Here is a 24,999-nt window from a genome sequence, read left to right as displayed (position 1 = left end):
GTCGCTCGCGGCTGGCTGAACAGCCTCACTACACCAATGTGTCAATAACAAAATACAATTCGGGAGTATTTCCATGAACGCAAAAATCAACACCCTGCTGGCAGCCTGCACCGTAGCCCTGCTGAGCGCTTGCTCGACCCCTGCTCCAGCCCCGGCACCTGCACCAGCGCCTGCGCCGGCACCAGCGGCGGCACCAGCTCCAGCGGCCGCACCAGTTGCCGCTCCAGCCGCTGCCACCCTGCCAGCGTACCTGGACCCAAACAGCTCGATCTACAAAAACCGTAGCGTCTACTTCGACTTCGACAAGTACACCGTCAAGCCAGAGTTCGACGCCGTTGTCGCCGACCACGGTAAATTCCTGGCCGCAAACCCGAACGTGTCGATCAAAGTCGAAGGCAACACCGATGACCAGGGCAGCGCCGAGTACAACCTGGCCCTGGGCCAGAAGCGCGCCCAAGCCGTCATCACCGCCCTGAAAACCCAAGGCGTGCAAGACAGCCAGATGGAAGCCGTCAGCTTCGGTAAAGAGAAGCCAAAAGCATCGGGCACCGACGCGGACTCGCGCGCCCAGAACCGCCGCGCCGACCTGGCCTACCCAAGCAAGTAATTTGCTAGCGGTAGCAGTAGCGGTAGCGTGATGAAAGCCCGGCTTCGCAGCCGGGCTTTTTTTTTGCCGCGGGCTCTCCCGAAAGAGAGCTGCGCCGGGGCAACGTGTTAGTTATGCTGGAAGTTTCCATTCAACTTCAAATCACTGAAGGACTTCCATGAAAAACCTTACCACGGCCGCCGGCGCGCCGGTCGTCGACAACCAGAACACCCAGACCGCCGGCCCGCACGGCCCGGTGCTGCTGCAGGATGTCTGGCACCTTGAAAAGCTGGCCCACTTCGCGCGCGAAGTGATCCCGGAGCGCCGCATGCACGCCAAAGGCTCGGGCGCCTTCGGCACCTTCACCGTCACGCACGACATCAGCAAGTACACGCGCGCGGCGCTGTTCTCCGAAATCGGCAAGAAGACCGAGATCTTCATGCGCTTTTCCACCGTCGCCGGCGAGCGTGGCGCGGCCGACGCCGAACGCGATATCCGCGGCTTCGCCGTCAAGTTCTACACCGAGCAAGGCAACTGGGACGTGGTCGGCAACAACACCCCGGTGTTCTTCTTCCGCGACCCGCTCAAGTTCCCGGACCTGAACCACGTCGTCAAGCGCGACCCCAAGACCAACTTGCGCAGCGCCGAGAACAACTGGGACTTCTGGACCCTGCTGCCGGAAGCCCTGCACCAGATCACCATCGTCATGAGCGATCGCGGCATCCCGAAGGGCTACCGCCACATGCACGGTTTCGGCAGCCACACCTTCAGCTTCATCAGCCCGACCAATGAGCGCTTCTGGGTCAAGTTCCACTTCGTCTGCCAGCAGGGCATCGCCAATTTCAGCGACGCCGAGGCGGCCGCCGTCGTCGCCAACGACCGTGAAAGCTCGCAGCGCGACCTGTTCGACGCCATCGAAAACGGCGACTTCCCGCGCTGGAAGCTGGCGGTGCAGATCATGCCGGAGAACGAGGCGTCCAAGGTGCCGTACAATCCGTTCGACCTGACCAAGGTCTGGCCGCACAAGGACTACCCGCTGATCGACGTCGGCATCCTCGAATTGAACCGCAACGCCGAGAACTACTTCGCGGACGTCGAGCAGTCGGCCTTCTCGCCGGCCAACGTGGTCCCCGGCGTCAGCTTCTCGCCGGATAAGATGCTGCAATCGCGCCTGTTCTCGTATGGCGACGCGGCCCGCTACCGCTTGGGCGTCAATCACCACGCGATTCCCGTCAACGCGCCGAAATGCCCGTTCCACAGCTACCACCGCGACGGCGCCATGCGCACCGACGGCAACCACGGCGCCGGCACCTCGTATGAACCGAACAGCCGTGGCGAATGGGTGCAGCAACCGCAATTCGCCGAGCCGCCGCTGTCGCTCGAAGGCGCGGCCGCGCACTGGGACCACCGGGTCGACACCGACTACTACTCGCAGCCCGGCAACCTGTTCCGTTTGCTGACGGACGAAAAGAAGCAGCTGCTGTTCGAGAACACGGCGCGCGCGATCCATGGCGTATCGAAGCCGGTGCAGGAACGTCACATCTTCAACTGTACCCAGGCCGATCCAGCCTATGGCGCAGGAGTTGCGGCGGCGATCAACGCGCTGGAAGCGAAGTAAATAAAAACCGCAGGGCGGAGAGATTCCGGCCTGCGGCTTTTTATCGCGAGATGCGGCGCTTAAGCGGCTATAGGACTACGCGGTGACCGTCACGCCAGCGCGCATCAACAGTTGTTCGCAACGTTTGGACAGATGTTGAACCTGGAGCGTCTTGCCGGCTTTGGCATAGCGTTCGCTCAGGGTCGACACCGCGACCACCGCCGAATGGTCGGCCAATCGAAGATACCGGCAATCGAGCACCACCTCCTGCGGATCGCCCTGCGGATCGAACAAATCGTTAAAGTGGGCGATGGACGCGAAAAACAGCGTGCCATGCGGCGTGTAGTGTTTGACGCCGTCGGCGCCCTGCGTCACGTCGGCACGGATTTCGCGGGCGTGGCGCCATGCGAAACTGAGCGCCGCGATGACGATCCCGCACAGAACCGCCACCGCCAGGTCGGTCGCCACGGTGATGCAGGTGACGACCACGATGAGCAGCGCGTCATGCCTGGGCACCTTGCCCAGCACCCTCAGCGAACCCCAGGCGAAGGTCTGCTGCGCCACCACGAACATCACGCCGACCAGCGCGGCCAGCGGAATGCGTTCGATCAGCGGCGACAGAAACAGTATAAACAGTAAAATCATGATGCCGCTGACGGCGCCGGAAACCCGCGTGCGGCCGCCGGAACTCAGGTTGATCATGGTCTGGCCGATCATCGCGCAGCCGCCCATGCCGCCGAACAGGCCCGATGTCACGTTGGCGGCGCCGAGGGCGACACATTCGCGGTTCGGCAAGCCGCGCGTTTCGGTAATTTCGTCGGTCAGATTGAAGGTGAGAAGCGTCTCGAGAAGGCCCACCACCGCCATCAGCAGCGCGTACGGCAGCACGATCCGCACGGTCTCCATCGTCATCGGCAATTCGGGAATGTGGAACACCGGCAGGCCGCCGGCGATTTGCGCCATGTCGCCCAGGGTGCGCGCGGGCAGTCGCAGCCCCTCGGACAACAGGCCGACGCCGACGATCGCCACGAGCGCGGGCGGCACGGCTTTGGTCAAACGGGGAAGCAAATAGACAATCGACATCGTCAACGCCACCAGCGCGCACATCCACACAAGCGCGGCGTCCTGCAACCAACGGCCGTTGGCCCGGAAGTGCTGCAACTGCGACCAGGCGATGACGATGGCCAGGCCGTTGACGAAGCCGAGCATCACCGGATGGGGCACCATGCTGACCAGCTTGCCCATCCGGAGCACGCCAAACAACAGCATGATGAGACCGCTCAACACAACAGTCGCCAAAAAATATTGCAAGCCGTGCTGCGCCACCAGGGCGACGATGACCACGGCCATCGAGCCGGCGGCGCCGGAAATCATGCCGGGACGCCCACCGAAAATGGCTGTCAACGTACATATAAAGAATGCGCCATACAGGCCGGTCAGCGGATTGAGGTGCGCAACCAGCGCGAAAGCGATGCACTCGGGAACTAAAGCAAAGGACGTGGTCAGGCCGGCTAATGCATTTTTAGAAAGATTGGATGACCACATAGGAGAGAAAGAGAGGTGAAAACACGCCCACGCCGTGCGGCAAAGCCGCCGTCAGCGAGGTAAAAACGCAACAGTCCGCGTATTTTACACGGCCGCGTTTGTTTTCTCATCGGTATGGGTGAACTGGCGCACATTCAAAACGCAGCGAGCGCGGCAAAATACCCTTGCGAACTTCTTAACCACTTTCCCGCAAGACATATCGCCATGACTACTCTGATATCCGCTACCCGCGCCCTGAACCGCCAGAAAATTGCCGTGGAACGGACGCTGTACGCGCGTTCAGCCGAGGAATCGCAATTGGCCGCGCGTTGGGCCAGCGCCTGGCATAAGTTGGTGCAGCGCAAGTTGGATAATATGGCTGCCCGTCCTGCTTCGCGGGTGGACTTCAGCGGCTTCATCGTGACGCCGCCGGCCTCCCGCGTTCTGCACTAATCCCCTCTTTTACGCCGCGCGCTGTTCGAGCATCGCCGCCTTGTTGCGGCTGGCTTGGTAGCAGCTGCCCGCGCGGCGTTCCATTCCCGCACGATCCAGCACCGTCACGCAACCGCGGCGGTACATGATCAACCCCTCTTCCGCCAGCTTGCCTGCGGCGCCGGTCACGCTCTCGCGGCGCACGCCCAGCATGTTGGCGATCATTTCCTGAGTGACCTTCAGTTCGCTGGTCACGGAGCGGTCCAGACGTTCCAGCAACCAGCGGCACAGTTTCTGCTCGATGCTGGTGTGACGGCTGCCGGCGACGCTCTGCGCCAGTTGGGCGAACATCGCGCTCGTGTAACGCATCAACTGCTGGGCCAACGGGCCGCCGGCGTAGAATGCTTCCCGCAGCACTTCGGTGCGCAGGCGATAGCCGTAGCCATCGGCCTCGACGACCGCCGAGTAGCTGGCGCGCTCGGTTGGATAGAGGGCAACGCCTACCACGCCTTCGCGGCCGACGACGGCGATCTCGGTGGTCGCGCCGTCTTCCATCACATACTGCAGCGAAACAATCGCATTGGTCGGGAAGTAGGTGTACTCGACCTTGTCGCCATAGTCGAACAAATGCTTACCGGCCGGCAACGCCACCAACTCCAGATCGCTGAACAGGGCCAGCAGATCGTCACGCGACAAGGCGCGCAGCAAATCGTTCTGCTGCGCGCCAATCAAGCTGATCGGTTGCGCGGCAGCGCCGACGTTGATCGAGCGAGTTGCGGAGGTGGTGGTATCGAAAGCGTTCATGGTTTATGCCCCTGGAAATCGTGTTGATCCTTCGAATAATGTCGTGTGGATCGCGGTGGCCTCTTTGTGCTGCACCGTTGATGACACTATATCCAGCGGGCTAACTCTGCGGTATAGGACCACCTTGTAGTCCTATGTAGGCTGTGAACATTGCAAAATGTCATCTTTGTCCTACGCAAAGCGGTTCAGCGCACATCCGGGTCAAAAAAAAGGATGTGCAATTGCCCGACTTGCTTTAGCAGACCACTCCGGGGTCAGGTCCACTTTTTCTACACGGTCTCAGCGCTACCGCCCGTTTCATCGCCAGTACGACAGAAAACCGACTGCCAACTGATCCTTCACAAACCCGTCGGCGCATCACCAGCTATCGTCGAAATATGACCCGTCCGTTGAGAATCGAATTTCCTGGCGCGCTTTACCACATCACTTCTCGGGGTGATCGTAAGGTGGACATATACTTGGACGACACAGACCGAGCAGTGTGGATTCAAACCTTGGCCGAGGTCTGTGCAAAGTCGAACTATATGGTGCACGCGTTTTGCCAGATGACCAATCACTACCATTTACTACTGGAAACAGTCGATGGCAATCTATCGCAAGGCATGCGGCAGTTGAACGGCATTTACTCGCAATATTTCAATCGTCGTCATGACTTGGTCGGCCACGTGTTTCAGGGACGATATAAAGCGATCCTGGTTCAAAAGGAAAGCTATCTGCTGGAGCTAGCGCGATATATCGTGCTCAACCCGGTACGCGCGAAGCTGGTAGCAGATGCCTTGGACTGGCCTTGGAGTAGCTTCGCTTTGACCTTGGGTACCGCATCTCCGCCCACATGGTTAGACACGGACTTTACCTTGAAGAAATTCGGCGACAATTCCACCGACGCCACCGAGGCATATCGACAATTTGTCGTGGACGGCGTCGGCGTAACAAGTCCATTGTCGCGTGCCCGAAGTCAGCTGCTGCTGGGCGACGACGATTTTGTCGAGCGAATTCAGGAAATCAATCCCGCAAAAGCAATGAACGATATCGCGCGCTGCCAGCGTGGAACGCAGGCATTGCCGCTGCATGCATATCAACATCAGTACGCGGAGCGCGACGAAGCCATCGCTCGCGCGTACGCCACGAATGCCTATTCGTTCAAAGAAATAGCGCATCACTTCAATATCTCACCTACAACGGTGAGCCGCGCCGTCAAAAGCTGGAACGAGCGCCGGCCAGACGGCAATACAGCCAAGGTCGTGTAGAAAAAGTGGACCTGACCCCGGAGCTGCGTGACCCCGGAGCTGCGTTAATACGTTGCGCGCAGCTGGACGTAGGCGGTGCGCGGGGCGCCGACCATGCGGCCGGCATTGCCGTCGACGTTGCGCGTGTAGTAGCGCTTGTCCGACAGGTTGTTGATGCCCGCCATTACCTCGTAGCCCGGCTTGCCGGGCAGCTTCCAGCCCAGCTGCGCGTTCCACAGGCGGAAGCCGGGGATCTGCCCTACGCCGCCGTTGGCGGACTCGGCCACGGTGTTGGCGGCGTCCGAGTATTGCTTGCCTTGATGCGTGCTCGATAAATTGGCAGTGAAGGCGCCAACCCGGTAGCGCGCGCCGACCGTGTCCGTGTTGCGCGAGTAGAACGGCACGTCCATGCCCGACGTGACGCCCGATTCCTGGATCGCCTTGGTGTACGTATAGTTGGCGTAGACGTTCAGCCCGGCCAGCGCGCTGTCGTCGCCGAAGGTGTAATCGGCCGCCGTTTCGATGCCTTCGTGGTCGGTGGCGCCGATGTTCTGGAACGTCGCCGGCGTGATGCCCGGCACCTGGATGATCTGGTTGTCGAACTTGAGCTTGAACGCGGTCAGCTCGGCGCTGACGGCGCCGGTCTTCCAGCGCGCGCCCACTTCGGCCGTCTTGGCCAGCTCGGGCTTGAGCGGATTCGATGGTGTCTGCGAGTTCAGCTGCGTGTTCTGCACCGGCCCGAACGAGGTCGTGTAGTTGGCGAACACGGTCAGCGCCTTGTTCACCAGATAGGCGACGTTGAGCGATGGCAGCGCCTTGTTGTTGTTCGATTCGAAGGTGTTGCGGCCGACGATGTCGTCGCGCTCGGAGCGGATGCGCTCGTAGCGCACGCCCGGCGTGATGCGCCAGGCGCCCAGCGCGATGCGGTCGTCGATGTAGACGGAGTGCGCGTCGGTGCTGTTGACGAAGGTGGCGGTGGCGCCGTTGACGCCGGTGGCGACGTTTTGCACATAATTGTTGTCGTCGCCCCGCTCGCGCAGGAAGCGGTAGCCGACGGTGACGTCATGCGTCATGCCGGACGCGGCGAAGCGCTGCGTATAGCGCGGCTCGATGCCCAGCACCTGATAGTTGCGCGGCTGGTAGGTTAGCTGCGCGCGCGCAGCGTTGATCAGCGCGCTCTGGCGGAAGCTTTCGTTGTAGTAGGCCTTGATCTCGACTTCCTGCGTGGCCGACAAGGTGTTCAGGTAGCCGACGTCGGCGCCCTTGCGGTCGCCGCTCCAGAAGTCGGTCGGACGGGTGTTCTGGAACGGGTTGGCGTTGTACTGCGCCACCGTCAGGCCGCCGGGCGTGCGCGAGTTGACGTCGAAGTACGTCAGCTTGCCGTACACCTCGCTTTGCGGATCGATTTTGTAACGGAACTTGAGCGCGACGTCGTTGACCTTTTCATCGCTGCCCACGCGCCAGCCCGAGCCGTCCATGCCCGAATACATCAGCGCCAGGCCCAGGCCGTTGTCGAGCGTGCTGCCGACGAAGGCGCTGTACTGGCGGCTGTGGCCGGTTTCGCTGAAGTCGTTGTAGCGCACCGAGACGTCGCCGCTGATGCCGGGGCCGTCGGGAATGGCGCGGCTGCGGAAGTTGATGATGCCGCCGACGTTCTGCGGGCCGTAGCGCACCGCGCCGCCGCCGCGCACGACGTCGATCGATTCGATGTTGTTCAGGCTGACGGGGGCGAACGACAGCTGCGGCTGGCCGTACGGCGCGACCGCCAGCGGGATGCCGTCGAGCAGGATGGTCGAGCGCGGCGAGTAGCGTCCGGTCAGCCCGCGCACGCCGATGTTGAGCGAGATGGCGCTGCCCGCCGTGCCCGAGTTGTCGGTCGCCTGCACGCCCGGAATGCGGCGCAGGACGTCGCCGATGTCCAGCGCGCCGGAATTCTCGATCTCCTCCTTGCCGACGACGGTGCGCGCGCCGGGAAAATTCTTCACGCTGTTCTGCAAGCCCGAGCCGAGCCAGCTTCCCGTCACCTGGATCGATTCGATAGTCGCGGCGGCGCCGCTCTCCTGGGCGTGCAGCGCGGACGGCGCCAGCAGCAGGGAGATGGCGGCGGCCATCGCGGTCAGGGGGATATGCGCAGGGCGCGGCGCGGACAAGGCGAATTCGGACATGGATGTGATCTGGTTGGCGTTAAAGCGCAAGATGATAACACTTCTCATTCTCATCGACCAGCGGGCACTGGGACAAAATGCCTCTACCGCCTTTAAAGATGTATCCGCTATACTTCTTTACATCACCATTTCCCAACGACGAGAGACCATCATGCTGAGCGTAGGACAAAAAGCCATCATCACCGCCACCGTACCCCTGCTGGAACAAGGCGGCGAAGCGTTGACGCGCCATTTCTACCTGACGCTGTTCCGCGACTTCCCGCAGGTGAAGCCATTCTTCAACCAGGCCAACCAGCAGGACGGCAACCAACAGCGCGCCCTGGCCAACGCGGTGCTGATGTACGCCCGCAATATCGATCGTCTGGAACAACTCGGACCGCTGGTGTCGACCATCGTCAACAAGCACGTCTCGCTGCAAATCCAGCGCGAGCACTATCCGCTGGTGGGTGCCTCGCTGCTCAAGGCGATACGCGAAGTGCTCGGCGCCGATACCGCGACCGACTTTGTGATCAACGCCTGGGCGGCGGCCTACGGTCAACTTGCCGATATCCTGGCCGGCGCCGAACAAAACGTCTACGATGAAAACGCCCGCGCCGCCGGCGGCTGGAGCGGCGCCCGCGCATTCAAGGTCGCCTCCAGGAGGGCGGAAAGCGACGAGATCACTTCCTTCGTGCTGGAGCCGGCCGACGGCCGCGCCGTTGTGGCCCACAAGCCGGGCCAATACATCGGCATGTCCGTAAAAATCGATGGCGAAGAGGCGCGCCGCCAGTATTCGCTGTCGGCCGCCGCCAATGGCGCCAACTACCGCATCAGCGTCAAGCGCGAGGCCGGTGGCGTGGTGTCGAACTTCCTGCACGATCGGGTCAATGTCGGCGACAGCATCCAGCTGTTTCCGCCGTCGGGAGAATTCGTGCTGAAAGACGGCGACAAACCGCTGGTGCTGATCAGCGGCGGCGTCGGCATCACGCCAACGCTGGCGATGCTGACGTCCGCCCTGTCGACCGGCCGCGCCATCCACTTCATCCACGCGGCCCGCCACAGCGGGGTACACGCCTTCCGCGACCAAATCGATACGCTGGCGCGCGAGTATCCGCAGCTCCAGCGCTTTTACTGCTACGAGATGGCCAGCGACACCGGCCCGCAGCCGCATGCCACCGGCTACCTGGATCGGCAGCGCCTCGGCGAGTGGCTGCCGGCGACGCGCGATGTCGACGCCTACTTCCTCGGACCGACGCCGTTCATGAAGGCCGTCAAATCGCATCTGCTGGAATTGGGCGTGCCGCGGGCGCAGACGCACTACGAGTTCTTCGGCCCGACCGAGGCGCTGGCCTGATGCGTTTTCCGGATATGTAAAGCCGGATATCTTCGTGTACGACGGAGGGCACCGATGCAATACTGCTTGCATCACGCCTATCCGAAGGAAACCATGAAGCGCAGGACTGTATTGAAACTGGCGGCCAACGGCGCCGCCCTTGCCACCCTTGGCGGGGTCTCGCCGCTGGTGTTCGGCGCCGCCCCGCTCAAGGAGCTGCGCCTGGACTACGCCTACTATTCGCCGGCCAGCCTGGTGCTGCGCCGCTTCGGCTGGCTGGAAGAGGAATTCAAGGCCGACGGCACCAGCGTGCGCTGGGTGCTCAGCGCCGGCAGCAATCGCGCGCTCGAATACCTGAACGCCAACAGCATCGACATCGGCTCCAGCGCCGGCCTGGCCGCGTTGCTGGCCAAGGCCAACGGCAATCCCATCAAAACACCCTATATATTCTCCCGTCCGGAATGGACGGCGCTGGTGGTGCGCAAGGATTCTCCCGTGCGTACGCTGGCGGATTTGAAGGGAAAGAAGATCGCCGCCACCAAGGGCACCGATCCCTATCTATTCCTGCTCCGGTCCTTGCAAACGGCTGGATTGAAACGCAGCGATATCGAACACGTCGGCTTGCAACACGCGGACGGACGCGCGGCGCTGGAGCAAGGCAAGGTCGATGCGTGGGCGGGCCTGGACCCGCATATGGCCGCCAGTGAGCTGGAAAGCGGCTCGCGGCTGATCTACCGCAACGTCGCCTTCAACACCTACGGTTTTCTCAACGTGCGCGAGGACTTCCTGGCCGCGCATCCGGCGGAACTGGGGCGCGTGATCAAAGCCTACGAGAAGGCACGCGCGTGGATACGCGCCAATCCGTCGGAAGCGGCCAGGATACTGTCGGAGGAAGCGAAGGTGTCGCTGCCGGTGGCGCTTTTGCAGATCAAGCTGCGCACGGATTTCACCAACCCGCAGCCGGGTAGCGAGCATGTGAAAGCCTTGCAGGTCGCCGCGCCCATCCTGCGCGACGAGGCGCTGGTCAAGAGCGGCACGGATCTGAACCGCGCCATCCTCGACCTGGTGGACACGCGCTTCGCGCAACCGTTCATCGCCCGCGCTTAGGAGCCGACCGGATATGAGCAGTCAACTGGCGGTGGGTGCGCAAACCGATTTTGATGGTGACGCTGCGGCGCCCTCCCCGCGCACGCGTCGCGAGCGGCGCCCGGGACTCATCCCGCGTCGCCTGCTTGGATTGTTGCTGCCATCGGCGGTGTTGATCGGCGCGGAAGTTGGCGCGCGCGCCGGCTGGATTCCATCCAACTTGCTGCCCGCGCCGACGCAGATACTGGAAACGCTGGCCGATCTCGGCGCGCGCGGCCTGCTGGGCCACATCGGCGCCAGCACCCTGCGCGTGGCGGCGGGCTTCGGCATTGGCGCCGCGCTGGCGGTGCTGCTGGGCGCCGCCGTCGGCTTGAACCGGCGCGCCGAGGCGATCCTCGATCCGACCTTCCAGGCGCTGCGCGCCATTCCCTCGCTGGCCTGGGTGCCGCTGCTGCTCCTGTGGCTGGGCATCGACGAGGCACCCAAGGTGGTGCTGATCGCCATCGGCGCCTTCTTCCCCGTCTATATGGGCGTGTCTTCCGGCATACGCGGCGTGGACCGCAAGCTGATCGAAGTGGCGCGTCTGTATCGCCTGGGCGGCGTGGCGCTGACCCGGCGCGTGCTGCTGCCGGCCGCCATGCCGTCCATCCTCACAGGCCTGCGCAACGGTTTGAGTCTGGCGTGGATGTTCATGGTGGCGGCGGAACTGATCGCCGCCAGCCAGGGACTGGGGTACCTGCTGTCCGACGGCCGCGAAACCAGCCGCGCCGACATCGTGCTGGCGGCGATCGTGCTGTTGGCGATACTCGGAAAAATCAGCGACAGCCTGATGGCGGCCATCGAACGGCGCGGCCTGGCCTGGCGCGACAGCTTTTCCAGCGCGGGTGGGGCATGAAAAACACGAGACCCGCACTTGACATCCACATCGCCGAAAAGCGCTATGGCGCCCGCACGGTGCTGCGCGACGTTCACATCGGCCTGCGTCAGGGAGAAGTGGTCAGCCTGATCGGCGCCAGCGGCTGCGGCAAAAGCAGTCTGCTGTCGATCGCCTCCGGCCTGGATCGGGATTTTCAAGGCGGGATCAAGCTGCACGGCCAGCCGCTCGATGGCGTGCACCGCGACATCGGCTTCATTTTTCAGGAACCGCGCCTGTTTCCCTGGCTGACGGTGGCGCAAAACGTCGCTTTCGACAGCGGCAACGACGCCGCCGCCCAAAAGCTGTCCACCCGCCTGTTGACGGAAGTTGGCTTGCACCAGCAAGCGCAGTCGCTGCCCAAACAGCTGTCCGGCGGCCAGGCGCAACGCGCCGCGATCGCGCGCGGGCTGTTCAGCCATCCACAGGTGCTGCTGCTCGACGAGCCATTTTCCGCCGTCGATGCCTTCACGCGCATGAAATTGCAGGATCTGCTGCTCAAGGTGGCACGCCAGCGCGAACTGACCGTGCTGCTGGTGACGCACGATATCGACGAGGCGCTGTATCTGAGCGACAGGATCCTCCTGCTGGATGGCGTGGGGTCGCCGGCCGTGACGGAGTTCCAGCCGCCACCCCGGCCACGCGGACGTGGCGATGTCGTGCTGGCCACATTGAAGTCCTCCATCATCGATCGATTGCACGCGGTGCACGCCATCTGATCAAAAAGTCACCACTCGCCGGATGTGCGACGCGCCGTCAGAACTGGTAAAATCGCGCTCATGATGCAAACCTCCACCACAGACCAGGCAGAAACGCTGATCCGCGCCACCGGCGCGCGCGTCACGCGACAGCGCGTGACGGTGCTCGACTTCTTGCTGGGCCAGGAAAAGTCGCTGACCCACCATGAGATCCAGGACCACCTGTCGGACGAGGCGCTCGATTCGGTCACGCTGTACCGCGTGCTCGAATGGCTGACCGAAAATGAACTGGTGCACCGCATCGCCGGCGCCGACCAGGTCTGGCGCTTCAGCGCGGGGGCCGGCCACCATTCGCACGAACATGCGCATTTCCAGTGCACCAAGTGCGAGGAAGTGACGTGTTTCACCGATGTCGCCCTGCCCCGCAAAATCAAGCTGCCGGACGGCTTTCAAAGCCAGGAAATCGACTTCCTGATCAAGGGCACCTGCCCGCACTGCGCGCCTAAAAAATAACAAGACGACAAAATAGTTAACGCAACATAGTTGCATTAACGGCTGATCGGACTTATTATGCAACTCAATTGCATTAATAAATTTTGCGCCCCCGCGCCCTTTTCAGTGAGCCGTCCCATGTCTATCACCTCTCCCTCCGCCAATCCGGACTACCGTCTACCCGTCACAGTCCTTTCCGGCTTCCTCGGCGCCGGCAAAACCACCCTGCTCAATCACGTGCTGGCCAATCGTGAAGGGCTGCGTGTGGCCGTGATCGTCAACGACATGAGCGAGGTGAATATCGATGCGTCGCTGTTGCGCAAGGGCGCGGAAAACGCCGGCGCCGCGCTGTCCCGCACCGAGGAGAAGATGGTCGAGATGAGCAACGGCTGCATCTGCTGCACGTTGCGCGAGGACCTGTTGCTGGAGGTGCGCAAGCTGGCCGCCGAAAACCGCTTCGACTACCTGCTGATCGAGTCGACCGGCGTCGGCGAACCGATGCCGGTGGCGGCCACCTTCGATTTCGAGGATGAAAACGGCGACTCGCTGAACCACGTCTCCCGTATCGACACGATGGTCACCGTGGTCGACGCGCTCAACCTGCTGAAGGACTACCACAGCACCGACTTCCTGGCCCAGCGCGGCGAGACCGCCGGCGAGGGCGACGACCGCACCCTGGCGGCACTGCTGTCAGAGCAAATCGAATTCGCCAACGTCATCGTGGTCAGCAAATCGGACCTGGTCGGCCCCGCGCAACTGGCCGAAGTGCGCGCCGTCATCAAGGCGCTCAATCCGACGGCCACCATCGTCCTTGCCGAAAAAGGCAACGTGCCGCTGCATACGATACTGGGTACCGGCAAATTCGATCTGGAGCAGGCCAGCCAGATGGCCGGCTGGGCGCGCGAGCTGGCCGGCGAACACATGCCGGAGACCGAGGAATACGGCATCGACAGCTTCGTGCTGCGCCAGCGAAAACCGCTGCACCCGGAGCGCTTCAACGCCTTCCTCGACGAGGCGCTGCCTGGCCTGATCCGCGCCAAAGGCTACATCTGGCTCGCCAGCCGCCCCGATTGGGCGGTGGCGTATTCGCGCGCCGGCCGCATCGCCGCCGTGGAACCGGTCGGCCAATGGTGGGCTGCCAGCGGCAGGGAGCAATGGCCTTCCCCGGGCGATCCGGATCGGCAGGCGATCGAGGCGGTCTGGGAGGAGCCGTACGGCGACCGTCTCAACGAACTCGTATTCATCGGCAGCGGCATGGACCGCGCGGCGATCGAATCCGCCTTCAACGCCTGCGTGCTGACCGACGTCGAATTCGCCGCCGGCATGCTGACGTGGCGCGGCTACAGCGATCCTTTCCCGGACTGGAGCCGGGAAGACGAAGAAGCAGAAGAACCCGCGCACGCCTGATTCCTTTTTTACGATTCCCGACCATGAAAACAACGACACGGCCGCTGGTTGCGGCGATTTCGCTCGCCCTGACCACCTGTCCTTACGCCTACGCCGACGACACGGCCGCCGACGCGGCCATGCAGAGCGTAACCATCAACAGCACCCGCAGCGCGCTCGATCCCGATTTGCCGACCACCAGCGTCACCAAGAGCCAGGAAGCACTGCGGCAGCAACAGAACATCTTCAATCCGGAGGATGCGCTGCGCAATATGCCCAGCATGACCATCCGCAAACGCTATAGCGGCGACCGCAACGCGCTGGTGGGCGGACGCAGTTTCTCCACCACGCAGGCGCCGCGCGCGCTGGTCACGATGGACGGCTACCTGCTGTCGAACTTCCTCGGCCGCTTCGACGCGCCCCGCTGGAACATGATCGCGCCGGAAGAAATGACGCGGGTCGATGTGCTGTACGGTCCCTTCTCGGCGCTCTACCCCGGCAACTCCATCGGCACCACGATCGCCGTCACCACCAGCCGCCCGACCAAATTCGAAGGGTCGGTGCGGGTGGCGATGCAGGATCAGACCTTCGACCAGTACGGCCTGAAAGACCATTAAGGCAACTACCAGGGCTCCGCGCTGATCGGCGACAAGCTGGCGTCGGGCCTGTGGTACAAGCTAATGGTCAACCATCAGGACTCGACCAGCCAGCCGATGGGCTACTACACCGCGACCGCCAACACCGCCGGCGCCTTCCCGACGCCGGCCGGCGCCGGTGCCGCGACCCCGGTCACCGGCATCCGCTACGACACGGGACCGTTCGGCACGACCCGGGCGATTTTCGGCGCCAACACCGGCGCCATCGACCATACAAAACAGAACACCGTCAAAGCCACCTTCGGCTACGACTTCAATCGCAGCGTGAGCGCGGAGGGCTTTGTGGCGTGGTGGAGCAACGAGAGCGTGACCCGCAATCAAAGCTTCCTGCGCGACGTCGCCGGCAACACCGTCTGGTCCGGGCGGGTCGGCGACGGGGCCAACGTCTTCGTCATCCCGGTTGCCGCCTTCGCGCCGTACACGCGGGATGAACGCCACGCGCAAACCGGCGTGGCCGTCAAGAGCCGCAACGGCAACGGCTGGAACGCCAGCGTATCGGCCAGCGCCTACCGCATTTTGGAGGACGTGCAGCGCAACGCCGGCAGCGCCGATCCGTTCGCGGCCAGCGGCGGCGCCGGCAACGCCGTGCTGCGCGACGGCAGCGGCTTCAATTCGCTCGACGTGCAAACCACCTACGCGCCCGCCGCAGGCGACTGGACCGGTGGCGCCCACGCGCTGACCATCGGCCTGCACGCGGACGACTACAAACTCGAACAAACCACCCGCGCCACCGCCGACTGGCGCAACGCCGTCGGGCCGGAGACGCAGTTCATCGGCGGCCAGACGCGCATCGTGGCGCTCTACGGCCAGGATGCATGGCGCTTAGCGCCCCAATGGCAAGCCACCCTCGGCCTGCGGGCGGAGTCGTGGGAGGCCAGGAACGGCGCGCAACGCATCCCAGGCACGACCCGAAACTACCCACGCCGCAGCGAACAGGCATGGTCGCCCAAGCTGTCGCTGGGATGGGACGCGGCTGCCGATACCACCTTGCGCCTGTCGGCGGGACGCGGCACGCGCTTCGCCACCGTTGCCGAACTGTTTCAAGGCACGGCTGTCGGCAGCAGCATCGTCGTCAACGATCCAGATCTGAAGCCGGAACGCTCCAACGCGCTCGAGCTGATGGCCGAACAACGGGAATCGTTCGGCACCTTGCGCGCCTCGCTGTTTCAGGACGATGTGCGCGACGCGATCTGGAGCCAGCTTAATCTGAACGTCTTCCCCAACGTGACCAATGTCACCAACGTGGGCCGGGTGCGCACGCGCGGCCTGGAGCTGGTGGCGCAAATCGACCAGTTGGGCATTCGGGGGCTGAGCGCCGATGCCAACATCGCCTTCAGCAAATCGACGGTGCTGGAAAACGCCAACTATCAGCCGTCCGTTGGCAAGAACTGGACCCGCGTGCCGCGCGTGCGCGGGTCCACCACGCTGACCTATGCCCCCGGCGTGAAATGGAGCGCCTCGGCGACCTACCGTTATTCGGGACGCCAGTTCAACGAGATGAACAACTCGGACTACAACACCGACGTCTATGGCGCCATATCGCGCGTCAGTCAAGTCGATATGCGGCTGCTATTCAAGCCTGTCGCCGGCACGGAACTCGCTGTCGGCATCGACAACCTCAATAACGATCACGCTTACCAGATGCATCCCTACCCGGGCCGCACGCTGTTTGCGGAGATGCGTTACGTTTTTTAGTATCCAGCACGGAGCACGGATGATACACATTGAAAAACTAAGCAAAAGCTACGAAGGCAGAACCGTGGTCGATGGCCTCGACCTGCATGTGCAAGGCGGCGAGATCTACGCGCTGCTCGGCCCCAACGGCGCCGGAAAATCCACCACCATCGGCTGCCTGCTGGGATTCGTCGACGCCGACGCCGGCAACATCCGCCTGGCCGGCTCCAACCTGCCGCCGGCGCGCGCCGCCGTCCAGCACGCGGCCTATATCGCGGAAAACGTCGCGCTCTATGAACGCCTGACCGGCGTCGAGAACGTCGAATTCTTCATGCGGCTATTAGGCAGGAAGCCGCGCCGCGAGGAGATCGAAGCGCTGCTGGAACGCGCCGGCCTGCCGGAACACGCGTGGCACCGCATGGCCTCCGGCTATTCGAAAGGCATGCGTCAAAAAGTCGGCATCGTCATGGCGCTGGCCAAGGGCGCGCAGGTGCTGGTGCTCGACGAGCCCACGTCCGGCCTCGATCCGGAAGCCAGCGTGACCTTCGGTGAACTGGTGCGGACACTGGCCGACGACGGCGCCGCCGTCCTGATGGCGACGCACGATCTGTTTCGCGCGCAGGAGCTGGCCGACCGCTGCGGCATGCTGGTGGGCGGCCGTCTGGCCGGTGAATGGAAATTGGGAGATTTGAATGCAGGCGAACTTGAACGCAACTACCTTGGCATCCTCGCCGGCCGCGCCTGACGTGGTCGCCCGAGACGCACAATCAAATCGCCAACGGTGGCTGCGCGCGCTGCACGGCGCCTGGCAAGCCGACTGGCGCGAACGCCGGCGCGACTGGCGCGTATGGCTGGTGGTGGGCGTCGGCCTGGCACTGGCCGTATGCGCGGCGCTGTTGTCGTCGATGGAGCTGCGCGCCACACTGGAGGGCCGCGCCATCGCTCAGCAGGCGGAGCAACAGCGCTGGTCGCAGCAGGGTAAAAAGTATCCGCATTCGGCGGCCCACTACGGCGTGTATGTTTTCAAGCCGCTATCGGCGCTGGCGGCGCTCGATCCCGGCGTCGAGCACTACGTCGGCGCCAGCGTGTGGCTGGAGGCGCACAAACAGAATGAGCTGGTGTACCGTCCGGCCAACGATGAACCGGGTGTCACGCGCCAGTTCCGGTTGAATCCGGCCTTCGTGCTGCAAGTGCTGGCGCCGATGGCGATGATCTTCCTCGGCTTCGGCATGTTCGCGGCGGAGCGCGAACGCGGCACGCTGGCCGCGCTGCGCATCAACGCCGCGCCGCTGGGCGCATTGGCGCTGGCGCGCAGCGCGGTGCTGCTTTGCCTGGCGATGGTGCTCGCGCTGCCGGCCTGCATCGCGGTCGGCGTGCTCGAATGGACCCGCAGTCCGTTCAGCGACGGCTTGCCGCGCGCATTGCTGTTCGGCGCCGGCTATCTGGTCTACCTGTGCACCTGGGCCGCCTTGATCGCGGCGGTGTCGGCGCGCGCCGCCACGCTGCGCGCCAGCCTGGCGGTGTTGATCGGCTTGTGGGCCGCGACCACACTGGTGGTTCCGCGCGCGGCGGTGGAACTGTCGCGGATGGCCGCGCCGCTGCCGACCATGCAGCAGTTCCGCGCCGGCATGGACGCGGAACTCGGCATGCCGGACGATCCCGAACAGGCGGAACGCGACAAACAGCAACTGCTGCGCGAATATGGCGTCAAGGACGTCAAGGACCTGCCGGTCAACTGGGCCGGCATCAGCCTGCAACGCGGCGAACAGCACGGCGACCGCATTTTCGACGACCATTACGGCCGCCTGTTCGACGCGATGCGGCGGCAAAGCGACGCCTCGGCGCTGGCCGGGTGGCTCTCGCCGGCGGTCGCGATAGCCGGTCTTTCCAGCGCGGCGGCGGGCAGCGACACCCACCACCACCTGCAATTCATCGACGGCGCCGAGCGCCAGCGGCGCCGCATGCAGCAGGTGTTGAACCAGGCGATCACCGATCATCCGGAACAGGATGGCGTGCGCCACGACGGCGACCGGGCGCTATGGGACCAGATCCCGCCGTTCAAATTCACCTTCGAGGCGCTCGACCTGAAGGCGCTGGCGCTGCGCCAGGGCCTGCCCCTGGTTGCCCTCTTCATCGCAAGCCTGCTGCTGTGCGGCGCCGGCTTGCGCCACCTACGTAGCGGAAACTTACGATGACACAGATGTTCACACTGATCGCCTACGACTTGCGCAGCCAGTTGCGCGAGCGCGGCACGATCGCCCTGGTGCTGGTCGCCCTCGCCCTGGCGGGATTCGGATTGTTCGAAGGCGCCCGCTTCGAGCGCGACCAGCGGCGGGCGGTTGCCGACGCCGCCGCGCAGGAAGCCGCCGCGCGCGCCGAAGCCAACGCGCTGGCCACGCGCTATTTCGCCGATCCGGCGGCGCCCGAGTTCAAGTCGCTGCAATGGTACAAGACGCCGGTGGACGTGCGCGGCTACGCCTTCCGCGCACATGTCGGCTTCGCCGGCAAACCGGAGATTCCAGGCGCCGCGCTGGCGATCGGCCAGGCCGACCTGCTGCCGGCCTACGTCCGCGTGCGCGCGGAATCGATGGAACTGGCGCGAACGGCGCTGGAGATCGAGCATCCGGGTCGGCTGGCGGTCGGACGTTTCGATCTGATGTTCTTCGTGGTCTATCTTTGGCCGCTGATCCTGCTCGCGCTATGCACTTCCGTGCTGACGCAGGACCGCGAGAGCCACCGCTTGCGCGCCCTGCAACTGCAAGGCGTGCGACTCGGCCGCATGCTGGCGGCACAAGTCGCGGCGCGCGCGCTGTCCGCCAGCCTGGTGCTGGTGCTGGCCGTCGGCATCGCGTCGCTCGCCGCCGGCACCATACCGCCCGATGGCGCCGGCATGACCGCTCTGGCGTCGTGGGCCGGGGTGGTGCTGCTGTATTCGATGTTCTGGGCGGCGGTCACCGTCGTCATTTGCGCCGTGTGCGGCAACCGCATGACGGCCGCTTTCGCCGGCTTCGGCGCATGGCTGATGCTGGCGGTGCTACTGCCGGGCGCGATGACGGCCGCCATTCAAATGGGCGCGCCGGTGCCGGTGCGGGAACGCTACATCCAGGCGCTGCGCGACGCCGGCGACCAGGTCAACGCCGATAAACTGGGCAGCCTGGCGCGCTTCTACGACAGCCACCCGGAATGGAAGCCCACCGTCACTCCGCTTTCCAAGGTCTCGTCCAGCGCGTCGCGGCTGCAGCGCGCGCAGGAGCTGGAACGCATCATGGCCGGCGTCGACCACCAGTTCGAACAGGCGCGGATGCGCCAGCAACACCTGTTCGACCAGGCGATCGTCTTCAGCCCGGTGACCTTGGTGTATCAAACCTTGTCGGCCATCGCCGGCAATGACGGCGAGCGTCACCGACAGTTCATGGAGGAGGTGCAGCGCCATCAGGTACGGCTGCGCGACTACTTCCAGCGCGCGATCCAGCTGGCGGCGCTGGGCGACGAACGCAAGCCCTGCCCCGCCGCCTGCCTTGGCGGCTACGGCTTCCGAGACTTCGACCAGGTACCGCGCTTTGGCGCCTCCACGGCGTTGGCTCAGGTGCCGGACGCACCGCCGCAACTGGCGGCGCTGCCGGTGTGGATCGCCGCGCTGCTGGCCATCGCGGCAGGCTTGATGGTGCGCATTCGGCGAGGCTGACGCCGGCTCCGTTATACTGCTGCATTTTCTGCTCACGACAAGAGAATATGAAGGCTCACCACCCATCCCGCCGCTCCGTCCGGCCCCTCGCCGGCGCGCTCTCCCTGCTTCTGGCGCTCGGCGGCTGCGCCCAGCTGCCGACGGCCAAAACCACGCCCGACACGGTATCGGCGCTGCGCTTCATCGGCGAGCAGCGGCTGCCGTGGCGCGCGCAATTCCACGGCACGATGGTGGGCGGCCTGTCCGGCATCGACTACGACGCCGCCCGTGGCGATTGGGTGATGATCTGCGACGACCGCTCCGAACACAATCCGGCGCGCTACTACCGCGCGCGGCTCGCGTACGATGACAAAGCGTTCAAGTCCGTCGAGCTGACCAGCGTCGTCACACTGCTGCAACCGGACGGCAAAGCCTATCCGTCGAAGGAAAACTTCAAACGGCACGGCGGCGTGGTGCCCGACCTGGAGTCGGCCCGCGTCGATCCCCGCGACGGCAGCATCTGGTACACCAGCGAAGGCGACGTGCCCGCCGGCCTGCCGCCGTTCGTGCGTCAGGCCAAAGCCGACGGCAGCTTCCTGGCGGAGCTGCCCTTGCCGGCCATGTTCGACGTGCCCGAAGACGGCAAGGCCGGACCGCGCAACAACCAGAGCTTCGAAGGCTTGAGCTTCGCGCCGGACGGCAATACGCTGTGGGTGTCGATGGAGGGACCGATGATCCAGGATGGCGCGCTGCCGGACCCGCGCACCGGCGCCGTCAACCGCATCACCCACTTCGCCCGCGACGGCAAGGTACTCGGGCAGTTCGCCTACCCGCTCGAGGCGATTCCCGCCGCGCCGGGCAAGGGCAAGTTCGCCGACAACGGCATCTCGGAAATCCTCGCCCTCAGCGACAACCGGGTGCTGGTGATGGAGCGCTCCGGCGTGCAGGCCGACGACGGCACCTTTCAGGATTTCGTCCGCATCTACGAGATCACCACCGATGGCGCCAGCGATATCCAGAACCTCGCGAGCATCAACGGCGCCACCTACACGCCGCTGAAAAAGCGTTTGGTATTGGACGTGAATGCGCTCAATCTGCCGCGGGTGGACAACCTGGAGGGCATCTCCCTCGGCCCGGTGCTGCCGAACGGCCACGCCAGCCTGGTGCTGGTCTCGGACGACAATTTCGGCAAGGACCAGGTTACGCAACTGCTGCTGTTTGAACTGATCCCATAGCGTTCAACTGTGCGGAAAGCGCCGGCGGCGGCGCTGTCGGCGAAGGGTCGGCGGCAGCCAGCAGCGGCCCGCTTTCCTGTATCGACGGCGGCGACAGGCAGTTGTCGCATTTGCAGCAGCGCTCGAAGCCCGGCGACAGGTCGCCGAAGTAATCCAGCAGCAGCTTCCAGCGGCAGTAGCCGCTCTGCGCGTAGCCCACCATCTGCTCCAGCCCTTCGCGGTCGCGCTCATGCTTGTCCACGTAGACCTGCGCCATGCGCTCGAACTCCGCCATCTTCGGCGGGCCTTTCGGCTGTTTGGCCACCAGGTAGGCCAGCTTGCTGTTGCGCTTCAACAGTTTGCCGTCCTTGAGCATCTTCAGGCAGATTTTCAACTGGCTGGCGGGCAGCTGCTCCAGGCGCGGTTTCAGATCGGCCTCGGTGAAGGTCATCTGCTCCGATGCGACAGCCGCCTCGTACACGGCCCGCAATTCCTCGGCCGATGGGTAGTGTTTGATCAGGAAAAATTGCTGCAGGCGCTTGTCGGCATGGTAGTACAACAGCGTGCACTCGGCATCGAGGCCGTCGCGCCCGGCGCGGCCGGACTCCTGGTAGTAGGCTTCCAGATTGGCTGGCACTTGCAAGTGGATGACGAAGCGCGTGTCGCTCTTGTCGATGCCCATGCCGAAGGCGTTGGTCGCCACCATTACGCGGCGCTCCCCGCTCATGAACAGGTTCTGGTTTTCGCTGCGCTCGGCCGCTTTCAACTTGCCGTGATAGAGCGTCACGCTCTCGCCGGCGTTGCGCAGCATGTCGTACATCTCCTCGGCCGCCTTGACGGTGGCGGCGTAGATGATGCCGACGCCTGCGGTCTCGCGCACCAGCTGCAGCGCCTGCGCGTCCTTTTCGCCGGGATTGGTCACCTGGCGTACGCGGTAATGCAGATTGGGGCGATAGATGCCGGTGTTGACGACCGCCATGCGCGGCCTGCCCAGCTGGGCGCGGATATCGGCGATCACCCCGTCGGTGGCGGTCGCGGTCAGCGCCAGGACCGGTGGACGCCCCAGGGCGTTGAGCGCCGCGCCGATTTCCAGGTACGCCGGCCGGAAATCGTGGCCCCACTGCGAGATGCAGTGGGCCTCGTCGATAACCACCAGTGCGATCTCGCTGCTCTTGAGCAGCGCCAGGAATTCCGGCGTCACCAGCCGTTCCGGCGTGCAGAAAACGATATCCTTGTCGGCGCTTTCGATACCCTCCAGCGCGGCCAGCTCGTCGACGCGCGACAGGCTGCTGTTGATCTGCGCGGCGCTGGCGATGCCCGCCTCCTCCAGCTTTTCGGCCTGGTCCTTCATCAGCGAAATCAGCGGCGACACCACCACCGTCACGCCCTTCAGCAGGCGCGCCGGCAGCTGGTAGCACAGCGACTTGCCGCTGCCGGTGGGCATGACCGCCAGCGTGTCCTGGCCGGCCAGCACGCTGTCGATGACGTGGCGCTGGCCGTCGCGCAAGGATTCGATGCCGAAGACCTTGCGCAGAAGGTCGTTGATTTGCTTGTTCTTTAGGGCTGCCATGGACACTCTTTCTATTCAGCGGGACTGGAGAAAGAGTAGACAAGGACGCCGTTGCGGTATGTACGCCAGCACACCGCCCGGGCGTGTTCGGCCGGGCGGCGGTCAGGTGCGTAGCGCGCCTCCGGCTACCAACCTATGTCCCTGAGTAACGGATACGTCAAATCGCGCGGCGGCTTGACCTCGTGCGACAGGTCGTCGTTGATCGACGGTTCCATCAGCTGGTTGGGGATGGCGCTGATGTCGTAGTGCGACACGGACGATCCGGGCAGGTTGGGATCGGTCGCGTACATCAACACCCTCCCCGACGGATCGGTGCCGGCGCGCACCGCCAGGTTGACGCCGAGGTTGGCGAACAGGCCGGACTTGGTGCGCGAGCGCGTGGCCAGCACCTCCTTCAGCGCGGTGCCGTCCTCCAGCGAAATCCGCACCGCGGGGATGACGATGGTTGGATCGTCGCCGGCCAGGTCCGGTGGCGGCGTGCCTGCCGCGTTGTCGACGATAATGGCGCCGATGGCCCCCGCGTTCTGCACGTTCTTGACCTTTTCGACGAAAGTGCAACCGCCACGGTCGATCAGCGCGATCTTGCCCTGGACGGCCCGGGCGTTAGGTTCCGCCAACGGCGTGCACGCCAGTCCGGTGTTGGGCGGCGTATCGATGACCGGCATGACCTCGCCGGTCAGGCCCGGACTGCCCAGTGGCGGACCGAATTGCGCGACGCCGACCCGCTGCACCCCGGCCACGCGCGAGGGCGACAGAATCGTCAGCAACGGCGTGCCCGGCCGCAGCACGATGCGCGCCGCCTCGGTGACGATGGGGCCGTTCCACACCAGCCGCCCGGCGCGCCTGGCCGAGGTGGCCCGTTCGGCGTCGCTCATGTCCTTCCATAACTTGTTGGTTGCCGTATCCAATAAGAAATAATCCCAGATGCTGGGAATGCCGGCCAACAGCTCGCCGGTGGCGTCGTCGGTGTAGGTCTGGAAGCCCAGGCCGTGCGCGAACTCGTGCAGCAGCACGGCCACCAGGTCGATCTGCGGCCCGTGGTTGTTGTCCAGTCCCAGATAGAACGGCGAGCCGCTGAAGCAGCCGGGCTGGCCCAGATTGACGTTGAACCGGGCGCGGATCTCGGGCATGTCGGGATCGGCGTCGATGCCGAGCAGCTTGTTGGTCTCGGCCTCGCCGTACCAGGCGTTGGCCAGCGGTGCGCCGGTAAAGTTGGCGAACACTTGCAAGGCTCCGGCGGACCCGAGCACGGCGCCGGTGTCGTTGCAGGGCAAGGCCTCCCACGTCGCCAGCACGCGGATCGGCACGCTGCTGTCGAGCGTCGCGCCCCAGATGCTCGCCGCTTGTTGGAAAGCGTTGATGCGCTGCGCGCCCAGGGTGGTGCCGCTGTTGCCGCCCACCGGCGTCACCGGCGTCGGGTCGTTGAAGCCGACGCCGGCCGGGTCGCCGTTGACGATGGCAATGGCGGCGGCGGCCCAGCTGCCCGACGAGCACAGCATGGCCAACGCGCCGCAGATGGCGATCAGTTTATTTCTCATGATGTTCTCCCGGCCCGCTGTCCGCTTCGCACGTCTCGGTGACCTTGCCGGCGGCATCCTTGCGCGCCAGCGCAAACCGTTCGTTGCGCTCGTCGAGCATCAAGGCGACGCCGCCGTGCGGTGGCCGGGTCAGCGTGGGTTTGGAAGTGGCGCCAGTGGTCGAGGCGCCCTTGGGCGGGACGGCCAACGCCGCCGCCTGCCGGGCCGTCGGCCCGGTCAGCTTGCCGGTGGCCGGGTCCTTGAAGCCCATCATGCCGGCGTGCGGCGGCGGCTCCGCCCGCCCGTGCTGCGGCGGTGGCTGCGCGACAACACTAACGTTGGGAAATTCCATGACGCCGTTGGCGGCTGGCGGCGAGGCGGTGGCGCTGCAACCGGCGGCGGCGCCAAGCAGTCCCGCCAGAAGTTTAGTCAGGTTCATATCAAGCCCTTTGGTAAGAACATCGAATCGAACAAAAACCATGG

General features: G+C 64.4%; 22 protein-coding genes. 16 read left to right on the top strand and 6 right to left on the bottom strand.

Features of this window, described 5'->3' with window-relative positions; all coding sequences use genetic code 11:
* Window positions 1-73 precede the first annotated feature (73 nt).
* Together pal and AC0IYS_RS14800 are read left to right on the top strand one after the other, a co-directional pair.
* Window positions 74-607, top strand: a complete 534-nt coding sequence (pal, locus tag AC0IYS_RS14805; protein ID WP_471705862.1) for a peptidoglycan-associated lipoprotein Pal — start codon at window positions 74-76, stop codon at window positions 605-607.
* Between the two features lie 157 nt (window positions 608-764).
* The gene (locus AC0IYS_RS14800; protein ID WP_471705861.1) at window positions 765-2,204 is read left to right on the top strand and encodes a catalase; all 1,440 of its coding nucleotides are present in this window, start codon (window positions 765-767) and stop codon (window positions 2,202-2,204) included.
* Window positions 2,205-2,279: 75 nt separating this feature from the next.
* Here AC0IYS_RS14800 and AC0IYS_RS14795 read toward each other — a convergent pair whose 3' ends face one another.
* Complete coding sequence (locus AC0IYS_RS14795) at window positions 2,280-3,728, bottom strand: SulP family inorganic anion transporter (protein ID WP_471705859.1); 1,449 nt, start codon at window positions 3,726-3,728, stop codon at window positions 2,280-2,282.
* Window positions 3,729-3,932: 204 nt separating this feature from the next.
* On the opposite strand from AC0IYS_RS14795, the gene AC0IYS_RS14790 reads away from it, so the two are divergent.
* Window positions 3,933-4,160, top strand: coding sequence for a hypothetical protein (locus AC0IYS_RS14790; protein ID WP_471705858.1), 228 nt, complete (start codon window positions 3,933-3,935; stop codon window positions 4,158-4,160).
* A gap of 9 nt (window positions 4,161-4,169) precedes the next feature.
* Here the strand turns inward: AC0IYS_RS14790 and AC0IYS_RS14785 are convergent, their stop codons facing one another.
* The gene (locus tag AC0IYS_RS14785; RefSeq protein WP_471705857.1) at window positions 4,170-4,943 is read right to left on the bottom strand and encodes a Crp/Fnr family transcriptional regulator; all 774 of its coding nucleotides are present in this window, start codon (window positions 4,941-4,943) and stop codon (window positions 4,170-4,172) included.
* Between the two features lie 377 nt (window positions 4,944-5,320).
* Between AC0IYS_RS14785 and AC0IYS_RS14780 the strand changes: the two genes are divergently transcribed.
* Window positions 5,321-6,190, top strand: coding sequence for a transposase (locus AC0IYS_RS14780; RefSeq protein WP_471705856.1), 870 nt, complete (start codon window positions 5,321-5,323; stop codon window positions 6,188-6,190).
* Between the two features lie 44 nt (window positions 6,191-6,234).
* Here the strand turns inward: AC0IYS_RS14780 and AC0IYS_RS14775 are convergent, their stop codons facing one another.
* Entirely contained in the window at window positions 6,235-8,334 is a 2,100-nt protein-coding gene (locus AC0IYS_RS14775) for a TonB-dependent receptor family protein (RefSeq protein ID WP_471705855.1), read from the bottom strand.
* A 151-nt stretch (window positions 8,335-8,485) separates the two neighbouring features.
* On the opposite strand from AC0IYS_RS14775, the gene hmpA reads away from it, so the two are divergent.
* From hmpA to AC0IYS_RS14715, 12 genes are all read left to right on the top strand, one after another.
* Window positions 8,486-9,667, top strand: coding sequence for an NO-inducible flavohemoprotein (gene hmpA / locus AC0IYS_RS14770; protein ID WP_471705854.1), 1,182 nt, complete (start codon window positions 8,486-8,488; stop codon window positions 9,665-9,667).
* 93 nt (window positions 9,668-9,760) lie between these two features.
* Window positions 9,761-10,753 (top strand): aliphatic sulfonate ABC transporter substrate-binding protein, encoded by a 993-nt coding sequence (locus AC0IYS_RS14765; protein ID WP_471705853.1) that lies wholly within the window; start codon window positions 9,761-9,763, stop codon window positions 10,751-10,753.
* Window positions 10,754-10,766: 13 nt separating this feature from the next.
* Window positions 10,767-11,627: an ABC transporter permease gene (locus AC0IYS_RS14760; RefSeq protein ID WP_471705852.1), complete on the top strand. Its 861-nt coding sequence runs from the start codon at window positions 10,767-10,769 to the stop codon at window positions 11,625-11,627.
* A complete protein-coding gene (locus AC0IYS_RS14755) occupies window positions 11,624-12,364 on the top strand; it encodes an ABC transporter ATP-binding protein (RefSeq protein ID WP_471705851.1) in 741 nt (246 codons plus the stop codon). Before AC0IYS_RS14760 ends, AC0IYS_RS14755 begins: the two co-directional genes overlap by 4 nt.
* 60 nt (window positions 12,365-12,424) lie before the next feature.
* The gene (locus tag AC0IYS_RS14750) at window positions 12,425-12,856 is read left to right on the top strand and encodes a Fur family transcriptional regulator (RefSeq protein ID WP_471705850.1); all 432 of its coding nucleotides are present in this window, start codon (window positions 12,425-12,427) and stop codon (window positions 12,854-12,856) included.
* 117 nt (window positions 12,857-12,973) lie between these two features.
* Complete coding sequence (locus tag AC0IYS_RS14745) at window positions 12,974-14,242, top strand: GTP-binding protein (RefSeq protein WP_471705849.1); 1,269 nt, start codon at window positions 12,974-12,976, stop codon at window positions 14,240-14,242.
* 23 nt (window positions 14,243-14,265) lie between these two features.
* A complete protein-coding gene (locus AC0IYS_RS14740) occupies window positions 14,266-14,838 on the top strand; it encodes a TonB-dependent receptor plug domain-containing protein (protein WP_471705848.1) in 573 nt (190 codons plus the stop codon).
* A gap of 63 nt (window positions 14,839-14,901) precedes the next feature.
* Entirely contained in the window at window positions 14,902-16,572 is a 1,671-nt protein-coding gene (locus tag AC0IYS_RS14735) for a TonB-dependent receptor (RefSeq protein ID WP_471705847.1), read from the top strand.
* Window positions 16,573-16,591: 19 nt separating this feature from the next.
* Window positions 16,592-17,296 carry an ABC transporter ATP-binding protein gene (locus tag AC0IYS_RS14730; protein WP_471705846.1) on the top strand — a complete coding sequence of 235 codons (705 nt, stop codon included), beginning with the start codon at window positions 16,592-16,594 and terminating at the stop codon, window positions 17,294-17,296.
* Complete coding sequence (locus tag AC0IYS_RS14725) at window positions 17,244-18,746, top strand: DUF3526 domain-containing protein (protein ID WP_471705845.1); 1,503 nt, start codon at window positions 17,244-17,246, stop codon at window positions 18,744-18,746. Before AC0IYS_RS14730 ends, AC0IYS_RS14725 begins: the two co-directional genes overlap by 53 nt.
* Window positions 18,743-20,236, top strand: a complete 1,494-nt coding sequence (locus AC0IYS_RS14720) for a DUF3526 domain-containing protein (RefSeq protein ID WP_471705844.1) — start codon at window positions 18,743-18,745, stop codon at window positions 20,234-20,236. The genes AC0IYS_RS14725 and AC0IYS_RS14720 overlap by 4 nt, the downstream gene beginning before the upstream one ends.
* A gap of 47 nt (window positions 20,237-20,283) precedes the next feature.
* Window positions 20,284-21,450 carry an esterase-like activity of phytase family protein gene (locus AC0IYS_RS14715; RefSeq protein ID WP_471705843.1) on the top strand — a complete coding sequence of 389 codons (1,167 nt, stop codon included), beginning with the start codon at window positions 20,284-20,286 and terminating at the stop codon, window positions 21,448-21,450.
* Here the strand turns inward: AC0IYS_RS14715 and AC0IYS_RS14710 are convergent.
* The 3 genes from AC0IYS_RS14710 to AC0IYS_RS14700 form a co-directional block, all read right to left on the bottom strand.
* On the bottom strand, window positions 21,416-22,999 hold the full coding sequence (locus AC0IYS_RS14710; protein ID WP_471705842.1) for a RecQ family ATP-dependent DNA helicase: 1,584 nt from the start codon (window positions 22,997-22,999) through the stop codon (window positions 21,416-21,418). The two genes, AC0IYS_RS14715 and AC0IYS_RS14710, sit on opposite strands and share 35 nt — an antisense overlap.
* 125 nt (window positions 23,000-23,124) lie before the next feature.
* The gene (locus tag AC0IYS_RS14705; RefSeq protein ID WP_471705841.1) at window positions 23,125-24,537 is read right to left on the bottom strand and encodes a PA domain-containing protein; all 1,413 of its coding nucleotides are present in this window, start codon (window positions 24,535-24,537) and stop codon (window positions 23,125-23,127) included.
* Window positions 24,527-24,955 carry a post-PEP-CTERM-1 domain-containing protein gene (locus AC0IYS_RS14700; protein WP_471705840.1) on the bottom strand — a complete coding sequence of 143 codons (429 nt, stop codon included), beginning with the start codon at window positions 24,953-24,955 and terminating at the stop codon, window positions 24,527-24,529. Before AC0IYS_RS14700 ends, AC0IYS_RS14705 begins: the two co-directional genes overlap by 11 nt.
* Window positions 24,956-24,999: the final 44 nt, after the last annotated feature.

Source organism: Duganella sp. AC237 (genome assembly GCF_979254035.1).
This window is presented reverse-complemented; position numbering and strand designations above follow the sequence as displayed.